11 protein-coding genes are annotated in these 11,426 nt (G+C 69.1%); 2 read left to right on the forward strand and 9 right to left on the reverse strand.

Going from position 1 to position 11,426, the window contains the following annotated elements; translation table 11 throughout:
• Positions 1-105 precede the first annotated feature (105 nt).
• Positions 106-1,572 carry an amidohydrolase family protein gene (locus AB0F88_RS02340; RefSeq protein WP_362676473.1) on the reverse strand — a complete coding sequence of 489 codons (1,467 nt, stop codon included), beginning with the start codon at positions 1,570-1,572 and terminating at the stop codon, positions 106-108.
• A 311-nt stretch (positions 1,573-1,883) separates the two neighbouring features.
• Between AB0F88_RS02340 and AB0F88_RS02345 the strand changes: the two genes are divergently transcribed.
• Complete coding sequence (locus tag AB0F88_RS02345; protein WP_362676475.1) at positions 1,884-3,878, forward strand: hypothetical protein; 1,995 nt, start codon at positions 1,884-1,886, stop codon at positions 3,876-3,878.
• A gap of 8 nt (positions 3,879-3,886) precedes the next feature.
• Here AB0F88_RS02345 and AB0F88_RS02350 read toward each other — a convergent pair whose 3' ends face one another.
• Together AB0F88_RS02350 and AB0F88_RS02355 are read right to left on the reverse strand one after the other, a co-directional pair.
• Entirely contained in the window at positions 3,887-4,309 is a 423-nt protein-coding gene (locus AB0F88_RS02350; RefSeq protein WP_362676477.1) for a hypothetical protein, read from the reverse strand.
• A 123-nt stretch (positions 4,310-4,432) separates the two neighbouring features.
• Positions 4,433-6,004: a hypothetical protein gene (locus AB0F88_RS02355; protein ID WP_362676478.1), complete on the reverse strand. Its 1,572-nt coding sequence runs from the start codon at positions 6,002-6,004 to the stop codon at positions 4,433-4,435.
• A gap of 230 nt (positions 6,005-6,234) precedes the next feature.
• Here AB0F88_RS02355 and AB0F88_RS02360 point away from each other — a divergent pair, with 230 nt between their 5' ends.
• Positions 6,235-6,705 (forward strand): ATP-binding protein, encoded by a 471-nt coding sequence (locus AB0F88_RS02360; RefSeq protein WP_362676480.1) that lies wholly within the window; start codon positions 6,235-6,237, stop codon positions 6,703-6,705.
• Between the two features lie 96 nt (positions 6,706-6,801).
• Here AB0F88_RS02360 and metK read toward each other — a convergent pair whose 3' ends face one another.
• The 6 genes from metK to mihF all read right to left on the reverse strand — a co-directional run bounded on the left by metK (position 6,802) and on the right by mihF (position 11,371).
• A complete protein-coding gene (metK, locus tag AB0F88_RS02365) occupies positions 6,802-7,989 on the reverse strand; it encodes a methionine adenosyltransferase (RefSeq protein ID WP_362676482.1) in 1,188 nt (395 codons plus the stop codon).
• A 256-nt stretch (positions 7,990-8,245) separates the two neighbouring features.
• Positions 8,246-8,614, reverse strand: coding sequence for a hypothetical protein (locus tag AB0F88_RS02370; RefSeq protein ID WP_362676484.1), 369 nt, complete (start codon positions 8,612-8,614; stop codon positions 8,246-8,248).
• A gap of 148 nt (positions 8,615-8,762) precedes the next feature.
• Positions 8,763-9,995, reverse strand: a complete 1,233-nt coding sequence (coaBC, locus tag AB0F88_RS02375) for a bifunctional phosphopantothenoylcysteine decarboxylase/phosphopantothenate--cysteine ligase CoaBC (protein WP_362676486.1) — start codon at positions 9,993-9,995, stop codon at positions 8,763-8,765.
• A gap of 9 nt (positions 9,996-10,004) precedes the next feature.
• Positions 10,005-10,268, reverse strand: coding sequence for a DNA-directed RNA polymerase subunit omega (gene rpoZ / locus AB0F88_RS02380; RefSeq protein ID WP_030909981.1), 264 nt, complete (start codon positions 10,266-10,268; stop codon positions 10,005-10,007).
• A gap of 12 nt (positions 10,269-10,280) precedes the next feature.
• Positions 10,281-10,853 (reverse strand): guanylate kinase, encoded by a 573-nt coding sequence (gmk, locus tag AB0F88_RS02385; RefSeq protein WP_362677916.1) that lies wholly within the window; start codon positions 10,851-10,853, stop codon positions 10,281-10,283.
• 194 nt (positions 10,854-11,047) lie between these two features.
• Entirely contained in the window at positions 11,048-11,371 is a 324-nt protein-coding gene (gene mihF, locus AB0F88_RS02390; RefSeq protein ID WP_362676488.1) for an integration host factor, actinobacterial type, read from the reverse strand.
• Positions 11,372-11,426 lie beyond the last annotated feature (55 nt).

Here is an 11,426-nt window from a genome sequence, read left to right on the forward strand (position 1 = left end):
GGGATCGCCGCCGGAGCCGGTCGGATGGATCAGACGGAACCAGAGGACGCGTTCGCGGCGACGCTCGGCGACGACGAGATCGCCGCCGGGGGCCGGCCGGACGGATCAGATGGAGCGGCGGTGGGTCCAGCGGCCGCCGAGCAGGGTGCCGAGGATCGGCATGCGGCGCAGGCCGTCCCCGTCCAGCCCGGCCGGGTCGTACTCGGTGATCACCAGGTCGGCGGGGTCGCCGGGACGCACGCCGGCGCGTCCCCTGGCCGCCGCCGCGAGCGCGACAGGCAGCGGGATCGCCTGCTCCGGGTGCCACGGCGGCCGCTCGTCGTCGGTCCTGGCCACCGCCGAGGCGATCCCGTCCCACGGGTCGAGGGGGGCCACCGGGGCGTCGGAGCCCAGCTCGATGACGGCTCCGGCCGCCAGCAGGTCGGCGTAGGCGAAGGCCCTGCCGGTCCGCCCGGACCAGTGCAGGTCGGCCACGTCGCGGTCGTCGGGCGCGTGGGCGGGCTGCACGCCCGCGACCAGGCCAGGCCTGGCGAACCTCCCGAAGTCCTCCGGGCGGACCAGCTGCGCGTGCTCGATCCTCCCCGGGCAGCCGGTCCGCTCGAAGGCGTCCAGCGCGATGTCCACCGCCAGGTCGCCGATCGCGTGCACCGCCGGGTCGATCCCGTGCCCTGCGGCCAGGGCCATGACGCCGTACAGCTCCTCGGGCGCCGTCTCCAGCAACCCGCGCGCGTCGCCGCCGGGGTACGGGTCCTCGCAGTAGGCGGTCCTGGTGTTCAGCGACCCGTCCACGAACGTCTTGACCGGCCCGACCTCCAGCAGGCCCCCCGAACCGGCGACGGGCTCGCCGGTGCGCAGCCCTCGGCCGATCGCCTCCTCCAGCCGATTCACCGGGATCGAGCAGCCGACCCGGACGTCGATCCGCTCCGACCGGACCCGCCGGGTCCAGTCGGTGACGTTGTCGGCGAACTCGAAGTCCAGCACGCCGACGACGCCCCTGGCCGCGGCGGCGGTGGTGGCCTCGGCCACCCAGCGATCCAGCTCCTCCCGGGGTGGCGGGGGCATCTCCGCCATCGCGTCGTAGCAGTCGCGCTCGCGCAGCACCCCCGTCGGGTGCTCGCCCCTGCCGATCGCCGCCAGCGCGGCCGGGCTGAACCAGGCGGTGTGCAGATCATTGCTGACCAGGACGATCGGGCGGCCGGGCGCCGCCGCCTGGAGGAGCGACTTGTGCGGCGTGTCCGGCCACAGGGCGTCGCGGAAGCCGTACCCGACCGTGAACCCGGCGGCGCCGGGCGCGCCGGCGCGCGGCGCGACGAGGTCGATCGCCTCCCGCGCCGACCGCGCCGAGGTCAGGTCGATCCTGCGCCGGGCCTGCGCCCACTGCGCGGAGTGCACGTGCGCGTCCCACAGGCCCGGCAGGAGGGTGGCGCCCCCGGCGTCGACGGACTCGTCGCAGGGAGGCGGCTCCGCGGCCACCTCCGCGACCCGGCCTCCGGCGATCAGGACGTAGCGGAGCGGGCCGCCGGGACCCAGCCGCGCGTCGCGCAGCAGAAGGCGAGGGGACGGTGAGGGCATAAGCAGAGATTAGGCGCAAAGCCGACGTGTGCTCCCCCGGGTGCCGGATTCTTCTCGGCCGTCGTTCTTCTCCCATACCGGCCACTGTTCTTCCCCGTGTCGTGACGCACCGCGCCCGTCACCCGTACGAGAGGCCAGAACCGGTGGTCCGCGTTTCCAGGCGGTCGAACTCCTATCCGGCCGCGATCCGGGTGCTTAAGGTAAACGTGGATCGCCTTCGGCAGGAGAATTTCAATATGGGGCCGACACCGCCCGTGCCATCGGAAAAGGGGTCATCTCCGGATGAATACTCGGGAATCAATCCAGAGTTAATGGAAAGATTCATCGCGTCGCTGGAGCAGGCGCGGAAAGTGGTGGGCGAGGAGCTCTCGGGAATCCTCAAGGCGCTTTCCTCGGTGGACGCCGACCGGTCCGCGGCCCTGCGGATCCGCGAGATCGAAGGCTGGCTGGACCAGGAGATCCCGCGACTGCGCAGGCGCAACCAGCTGATCCAGGAGCCCGACCTCCTGAAGGAGTGGGCCTCGGGCCCGGTAGGGCTCGGTCCGCTGGGACTCACACCGGGGCCCGGGAGCGGAGGGCTCACGGCCTTCGACGAGAAAGCCCTCACGACGCGTACTCTCGCCACCGACGAGGGCGAGAGGCTCGCGGAGACCCTCACCGCTCTGGGACACCCGACTCCCTACTCCTCGGAAAGCGTCTACGACGGCATCTTCGACCGGCTCGCCGACAGGCGGGAGGACGCCGACTTCACCGCGGGATTCTTCGCCGCCCTCGGCCCGAAGGGCGCGGCGGCGGCGCTTCGGAAGCTGAATCACTATCACGGAGAATCCGCTCGAAAACACTGGGAGACCATGGGAGAGGCTCTCGCCACGGCGGTGACCCGGCGGCCGAGAACGCTCGGCCCGGCCTGGGAACCGGAGAGCCTCGGGAAGACGCAGGGGGCCGATCTGGGCCTGGTGCTCGGCCACGGCAGGTTCCCTTCCGGGTGGTTCACCGAGGTGATACGTCCCCGCGTCCAGAAAGCCGCCGAGGGCGGGGGTCCGGCACGCTGGACCGCCGACCTGAGCCATTTCCTGCCCGCTCTGGCCAACAATCCGGAAACGGCCAGAGCCCTGTTCAACGACCTGTCCCCCGGAGATCTGAGGAAACTGTTCTCCGAACTCAACGAGCAGGTCTCGCTCTATCCCGACGAGCATGACGTGATCGCCTTCGACCTGGAGAAGGAGTTCGGCCGGATGCTCGCCGCCGGAGCCGGTGTCTTCGAGAAGCGCTCCCCCGGCCCCGAGGCGGTGCGATTCGCCTTCAACACCATGACGACCATGGGCGACCTCCGGACCGAAGCGGACTTCCACCACCCGGAGGGGCAGCCGATGGAGGTGACGAAGGGCGCGAGAATCTTCATGTCGATGCTCGCGGGCGCCTACGCCGCCGAGATCATCGAGGGCGCCGACGCCGGGGACGCCAACCGGACGAAGGACAGCGCGTTCGAGAAAACCGCCACGCTCACCGCCGGCCTGCATCCGAAGTTCCGTCTCAGTCCCGGTGACACCTACCGTTTCATCAAGACCTTCGCCGACTCGGCGGAGCGGATGAAACCGTTCGACGCGGGAATGGGCAGGTTCTCCAGGCACCTCATGGACGAGGCGGGCGCCAAGGACCGCGGGGCGGGCATCAAACATCTCGGAAGAACCTTCGCGAGCCTGGGTTACGTCTCCGGCATGCAGTTCGCCGCGGCGAACGAGGTCCAGGGAAAAATGGATGAGTATGACCAGGAGGTGAGGGATCGGCTCTTCCTCCTCCTGGGATTGGGAGTCGACCTCGCGGGATTCGGTGTCTCGCAGTGGGCCGCCGCGACGCTGGACGCCTCGGGCGCGAGCATGGCGTTCGACCCGGCCGGAGAGCTGATCTGGTTGCTGATCGGCAAGTCCGCGAGCGAGACCGTCGACTCGTACAAGGACATCGACAAAACCCGCCTGGACACTCTCAAGGAGCGTAATCGCCTGGCCACCCTTGGGCGCGAATACTGGATCTTTCACGAGTTGAAGCGCTACGGGTTCTCCTACCCGGTGCCCCCGAACGATCCGGCCTTCAGCCGGCCTCCCATCACCGGGAAGGACGGCAACCTGCTCCCCTTCGACAAGCTGGCCAAGGACCCGAAGGCATTGAAGAACCTCGCCGACTGGATGATTCGCAACGGATCCGGGAGCGGTGACCTGAGCACCGCTGGAGAAGCGGCGACGCTGCTCGACATTTCCTTCGGAGGCGCCAAGGACAAGACTCAGAACACACCCGTCCCGTTCGGATGAGACCAGCATCAACTCATCCTCAGGCATTCCGTTTCCCCTGAAAGCACGAAATTATTTTCGCTGGAAGATGTAGCCACTATTTTTACGTATGCCTCCTTCTTCACCAGCTCATCTCTCGGCACGCTCCAGTCAACCGAAGAAACCTTGTAGCCCCGTCTGCCCAGACCACCGGCCAGCATGTTGAGCGTGTTGACCGATCCGTCTATCCCAGAAGTATCGACACCGGTAACGGCGTAGGTCCTCTTCGCCTTCCCTTCTCCGCAGGGGATGTCCCTTCCCCCCTCATCCGTCACTTTGACGTCTTTCGCATGGAGCAGCTTCATCAGCCAGTCGAGGTCGGTCTTCAACGTCGCCTCCGCCTGGGCCGCCGTCGGCCCCGGAGGATCAGAGGAACACGCGCCCAGAGTCAGCATCCCCAAGACGGCGATCACGGCTGATCCGACACGGGCGGAAGCAAGATGCATCGTGGAACTCTCCGTTCACGTCGGCCAACCTCGCCCAGGTTCAATGATGTCCGATAATCAAGCGACCACCGGGAAGAGTGTCGGAGTATGTCAAACAGGGATGGACAACAACCGCAACCGTTCATCCAGATCCCGGACATGCTTGTTGGACTCCCAAGGCTGAAGCCGAGCACGAGTCTGCCGTACGGAGTGGACCAGACGGGCGGAACTGTGCCCCACGACAAACTGTGCGGCCTCGTCGATCATGGCGGTGGCTGCCGGAATCTCCTGTTTTTTGATCAGCGCGGTCGCGCATTCGAGCTGAAGCATGCTTTTCCCCAGAACAAAACCGGACTTCGTCTTCGCGAGCCTTTGCTCCACTTCGGCTATCGCCCGATCGAACTGCCCGGCTTTGATGAGACAGAACACGGCGTGGCGAGCGATGCGATCCGGTTCGAGCCAGAAAAGGTGCCGGAGTTCCGCTCCGCTCCGGCTTCCATCCGCCAGCCTGACGGCACGATCGAGCATCCGAAGCCCTTCCCCGTCACGTCGCGTGTTCGAGAGCACCCGGGCGACGATGGAGAAGGTCGCCGCCTGCTGCAGGCTGTTTCCACTGTTCCTGGCCCACCCCTCGGCTGCGAAAGCATGATCCATTGCCATGGTCGGCTTGACTCGATAAATCGCCATATCAGCCATCAGCCCATGAAGATGGGCTAAGAGTGCGGGATCACCCAGTTCATGACCCGCCGCCAGCCCCTCTCCGTAGCGACGGGCAGCATTCGTGTAGTCCATCAGGTCGTAGTGACACCAGCCCGTCATGTGGCTCAGGCTCCAGTAGACGCGGAGCAGGCGCTCGCGCAGGGCCGGGGTGAGGGAGCCCCGTTTGAGGAGGTCGTCGACCATGGCGCGCTTGGCCTCGGCGACCGGCAGGACCCGCTGAGGGCCGGACGCCTCGTCCATGCCCCACAGCTGGGCGGTGAGCCGTTCCAGCACGTCGACGGTGGCCGCGTCGATCGGGCCCTGGTGCCGGGCGGCCGCTGCCAGGCGCTCCCGCTCCGGCGGGGTGAGGTGGCGCAGCAGGCCCAGGGCCGGTGTCCCGCCCAGGAGCAGGGCCAGTTCGAAGAGCAGTTCGCGGCGTTTCACGTCGGCCTCCTCTGCGCCGACCGCGCGCAGCAGGTCGGCACAGCGGGCGGGCGCGGGCGCGGGAACGAGTGGGGAAAGTACCTTCGTTCCCTTGGTGCCCGGGACGGCCGGTGCGGACACCTGGCGGCAGTGGTGCGCGTCGAGGTGACGGTGATCCGTCTGGTCGATCAGGTCGCGGTCGCGCACCCCGTAGGAGGCGTAGACCTCGTCGGTGACCAGGCGGCGGGCGGTGGTCTGGTAAATACGGGCGAAGATGGCGACCGCCCCGGCGCCGGGACGCCGCCCGGCCTGCGGCCATGCCTCGTAGTCGTAGAAGCGCGCGGCACGCAGGGTGGCGGTGCCCGCCGGGTCGAGGTCGTTGTAGGCGGCCACCACCTCACCCGCCGTGCGACCGTGGGCGTAGCGATACAGGCGCAACGGGCTGACCTGGTGGTCGAGGGCGAACACGCCGGCGATCTGGTCGAACGTGAGGCGGCAGGCCCGCAGCGCCTCGCTGCGCCGTCTGCATCCCAGCAGGATCCGGTATCCCTCTCCGGGCATCCTCAACTCCCTTCCCCGAACACACACGGATCGTATTACCGCGGTCACGGAGAATGACAGTGCGTGAGGGAAGTGGGGATCCTCGGCCACTGGATGCGATGTTCTCGCAGGTCAGCGGCGCTGTGTGCGGAGTATCTCGCTGACGCCGTCCCGGAGGGCTACCGCACGGGAGTGCCGGGCCACTGTTCTGCTGACGATTTTCCCCTGACCAGGAGACCAGGAGAACGCACATGACCGCTACCCACGACGGCGTGGCCCCGGAGTTGATCGAGGCGATGGTCCGGCTCCGCCCCGGCGGCATGACCTGGCGGCGGACCTTCCCCGGCCGTCCCGGCCAGGTTCCCGAGGCTCGACGCTTCGTCCGGTTCCTCCTGGCCGACTCCCCCCTCGGCCAGGACGCGGAGCAGGTCGTCGCCGAACTCGCCGCCAACGCGGTCCGCCACACCGCCAGCGGACGGCCGTACGGCACGTTCGTCGTCGAGGTCGTCCGCAAACCCGAGACCACCCGCGTGACGGTCTACGACTCCGGCCAGGGGCCCGTACCCACGCTCCCCCACCCCGCCCTCCTCGGCGAGAGCGGCCGGGGCCTCCTCCTCGTCACCGCCCTGGCCTCCCAGGTCGGCTGCCAGGGCACCCAATCCCACGGCCACGCCGTCTGGGCCCAGTTCACCAGCGAGAGGCCCTCATCCTCGCAATCGTGATGGAAGCCCGGCATCCCGCGGGGCGGGACGGGACCGGGAATGCGGACGGCCCCCGTGAAGGAGTTCGCGGGGGCCGTACGGGAAAGGCGGTGCGGGTCAGAGACCGGCGGCGCTGCGCAGGGCGCCGGAACGGTCGGTGGACTCCCAGGAGAAGCCCTCGCGGCCGAAGTGACCGTACGCGGAGGTGCCCGAGTAGATCGGGCGGAGCAGGTCGAGGTCGCGGATGATCGCGGCCGGGCGCAGGTCGAAGACCTCCAGCACGGCCTGCTGGATCTTCTCGACGTCGGTCTTCTCGGTGCCGAAGGTCTCGACGAACACGCCGACCGGGTGGGCCTTGCCGATGGCGTAGGCGACCTGGACCTCGGCGCGGTCGGCCAGACCGGCGGCCACGATGTTCTTGGCGACCCAGCGCATGGCGTAGGCGGCCGAGCGGTCGACCTTGGACGGGTCCTTGCCGGAGAAGGCGCCGCCACCGTGGCGGGACATGCCGCCGTAGGTGTCAACGATGATCTTGCGACCGGTCAGGCCGGCGTCGCCCATGGGGCCGCCGATCTCGAAGCGGCCGGTCGGGTTGACCAGGAGGCGGTAGCCCTCGGTGGCGATCTCCAGGCCGGCCAGGACCGGGTCGACCACGTGCTCCTTGATGTCGGGAGCGAGCATCTCCTTGAGGTCGATCTCGGCCGCGTGCTGGGTGGAGACCACCACGGTGTCGAGCCGGACGGGCCTGTCGCCGTCGTACTCGACGGTGACCTGGGTCTTGCCGTCGGGACGCAGGTAGGGCACCGTGCCGTCCTTGCGGACCTGCGACAGGCGCTCGGCGAGGCGGTGCGCCAGCTGGATCGGCAGCGGCATCAGCTCGGGGGTCTCGCGGCAGGCGTAGCCGAACATCAGGCCCTGGTCGCCGGCGCCCTGGCGGTCGAGCTCGTCGCCGGCCTCGCCCTCGCGGTTCTCGTAGGCGTCGTCGACGCCCTGGGCGATGTCGGGCGACTGCGCCCCGATGGACACCGACACGCCACAGGAGGCGCCGTCGAAGCCCTTGTGCGAGGCGTCGTAACCGATCTCGAGGATCTTCTCCCGGATGAGACCGGGGATGTCGACGTAGGTCTCCGTCGTCACCTCTCCGGCGACGTGGACCTGACCGGTGGTGATCAGCGTCTCGACCGCGACGCGGCTCTTGGGGTCACCCTTGAGCATGGCGTCGAGAATCGCGTCACTGATCTGGTCGGCGATCTTGTCCGGGTGGCCCTCTGTGACCGACTCGGAGGTGAAAAGGCGACGGGACAAGTCAGTGGCTCCTCATGCAGCGGCTGCTGGCGTCTGGGGGCTCTGGCGTCGGCGGACACCAGTAGCGCTCCGGCGAATTCTAGCCCCACCTGATGTGGAGCCGCGAAATCGTCTCAGATCATGTCACCCTAAAGTCTCAGATCGCGTACGGGAAAGACCGCCGGCTCACCGGAATCCGGGCCGAAATCGCGCACGACCGCGACGCCCGGAGGCTCGATCGCGGCACGAGCAGAAGCCCGCCAAAAAGGTATTTAGCTCACAAATCGGGCAGCGGGTCGGGGGGAAGCGTCTCGGGGGCGAAGACCTCGGCGTCGGCGGCGGCGACCACCGCGGCGTACTCCTCGTCGATCTCGAACACCATGCCGCCGAGCTCGATGGCCGCGCCCGCGGAGAACTCCAGCGGGCCGAGCCGGGTGCGCCGGGAGTGGGTGGCATACACCGAGGTCGGCGCGTCGCGGTCGAAGAACTTGGTGGACATCACGCAGATGGTGCGGTCGGTGACCACGATGAGGAAGGTCGCCATGACCGGGGTGCCCACCGACAACGCGGGCATGACGTAGTGGATCTCCTCCCCCGGAGGGAGCAGCGCCCGGCATCGAGCCCTGACGGCGGCGGCGACCGGCATGATCGGAACCCCTCCCAGCCGCGACAACGCAGGTCATCTCGGAGGCAGTATCCGCCGGGAGGTGGCCGACGGCAAGTGGTCGGGATCCACCGGGAGGCAGGCTACGGCGAGCGGCCGGATCCACCGGGAGGCAGGCTACGGCGAGCGGTCAGGCCAGGCGCGCGGCGACGAGGTCCCAGACCGTGTCGGCGAGGGCCTCCTTGGGGCCTCGGGGGATCTCGACCTGCTCCCCGCCGGCGACCAGGACCACGGCCGCGTTGTCGGGCGTGCCGAAGGCGAGGCCGTCGCCGACCTGGTTGACGACGAGCAGATCACAGCCCTTGCGGGCGAGCTTGGCCCGCCCGTTGGCGAGCACGTCGTCGGTCTCGGCCGCGAATCCCGCGATCACCCGCGGGTACGGCTTGAGCCCCTCGCGACGCCGCTCACCCAGCTCAGCCAAAATGTCAGGATTTTTCACGAGATGAATGGCGTCGGGCTCGTCGGCGGTCTTCTTGATCTTCGATCCGCTCCGCGCCGAGGGCCGGAAGTCGGCGACGGCGGCGGCCATGACCACGGCGTCGGCGCCCTCCACCGCGTCGAGCACGGCGGCGCGCAGCTCCAGGGCCGACTCGACCCGGACGACCCTGGCGCCCGCCGGATCGGGCAGCCCGACGTTGGCGGCCACCAGGGTGACCTCCGCCCCGCGGGCGACGGCCGTGCGGGCCAGCGCGTAGCCCTGCAGGCCCGAGGAGCGGTTGCCGATGAAGCGGACCGGGTCGATGGCCTCGCGGGTGCCTCCGGCGGAGATCACCAGGCGGCGCCCCGCCAGGTCGGCGGAGCGTCCGGCGAGAACCGCGCGGCAGACCTCGAAGATCTCCTTCGGGTCCGGCAGCCGGCCGGGACCGGTGTCGGCGCCGGTCAGGCGGCCCACGGCGGGGTCGACGACGATCGAGCCGCGCTCGCGGAGCGTGGCCACGTTGGCGCGGGTCGCGGGGTGCTCCCACATCTCGGTGTGCATCGCCGGGGCGAACAGCACCGGGCAGCGCGCGGTGAGCAGGGTGTTGGTCAGCAGGTCGCCCGCCAGCCCGTGGGCGGCCTTGGCGAGCACGTCGGCGGTGGCCGGCGCGACGACCACCAGGTCGGCGCCCTGCCCGATGCGGACGTGCGGCACCTCGTGCACGGACTCCCAGACGTCGGTCGTGACCGGGTTGCCGGACAGCGCGGCCCAGGTCGGCTCACCGACGAAGCGGAGCGCCTCCCTGGTCGGGACCACGCGCACGTCGTGGCCCGACTCGGTGAACAGGCGCAGCAGCTCGCACGCCTTGTAGGCGGCGATGCCCGCGCTCACACCGAGGACGACCCTGGGTCTGCCGGGAGACCCGGCTTCTTCTGGGGTCCGCATCGAGGTGGTTCAGCCCTCGATCGGCTCGGAGGTCAGCAGGCCCTCGCTGACCTCGCGCAGCGCGATGGACAGCGGCTTCTCCTGCGCGTGGGTCTCGACGAGCGGGCCGACGTACTCGAGCAGGCCCTCGCCGAGCTGGGAGTAGTAGGCGTTGATCTGACGCGCCCGCTTGGAGCCGAAGATCACAAGACTGTACTTGCTGTCGACGATGTCGAGCAGGGCGTCGATCGACGGGTTGGTGATGCCTTCGGAGTAGGCGGCGCTGGTTGCCACGTGTGATTTCCCCTAGCTAGGTGAACGTCCGAGGCGCGAATCCTCGGGAGCATCAGCCAACAAGGCTATCAGCCGATGGCATACGTCCTGGACGGACGTGTTGACGAGTGTCAGGTCGAACTCCTGCTCGGCCGCCATCTCGATCCGGCCGGCCGCCAGGCGGCGGGCGATGACGTCCTCGGGCTCGGTGCCCCGGCCGCGCAGCCGCTTCTCCAGCTCTCCCCAGGTCGGGGGGGCCAGGAAGACCAGCAGCGCCTCGGGCATGGTCGCGCGGACCTGCCTGGCGCCCTGGAGGTCGATCTCCAGCAGCGTGGGCACCCCGGCGTCGAGCTTCTCGAGCACGGGGCCGCGCGGGGTTCCGTACCGGTTGCCGGCGAACTCGGCCCACTCCAGCAGCTCGCCCGAGGCGGCGAGGCGGTCGAACTCCTCGTCGTCGGCGAAGAAGTACTCGACCCCGTGGGTCTCCCCCGGACGGGGTTTCCTGGTGGTCACCGAGACCGACAGCCACACCTCCGGGTGTGCCCGCCGAAGCTCGGCGACGACCGTGGACTTGCCGACGCCCGACGGCCCGGACAGGACCGTCAGGCGCTTACCGGCCGAGAGGCCGGGGAAGGCTGGCGCCCCCTCCGGACCTCCGGCTGGGGATGTGAAGCGACCGGCCCCGCCCTCGGCGGTTGCCTCCGGAGTCCGACTCTCGTCGGACCACGACGTTCCGGTCACTCCAAACCCCCCGTGATGCCGTCCCCCATGCGGGGCGAGCGTGGTCGTATGAACCGAGACTAGCCCTCGGCCCCGCCGAACTCACGCTCGAGCGAAGCTCGCTGGTTCGTACCCAGGCCCCGCACGCGGCGGGACTCTGCGATTCCAAGCCGCTCCATGAGCTGCTTGGCGCGGACCTTGCCCACGCCGGGAAGCGACTCGAGAAGGGCCGAAACCTTCATCTTGCCGATGACGTCGTCGGCCTGCCCGTCTTTGAGCACCTCAGCCAGAGAGACCGCACCGTGCTTCAGGCGGTTCTTCACCTCGGCACGCTCTCGGCGGGCCTTGGCAGCCTTCTCTAGGGCTGCGGCGCGCTGCTCAGGGGTAAGGGGAGGAAGAGCCACGCCGGGTCACCTCGAATTTCCTGTCGATGTACTCGGACGGGAAGGGAAACTAGCT

It is taken from the genome of Streptosporangium sp. NPDC023963 (assembly GCF_040639135.1).
GTDB lineage: Bacteria > Actinomycetota > Actinomycetes > Streptosporangiales > Streptosporangiaceae > Streptosporangium.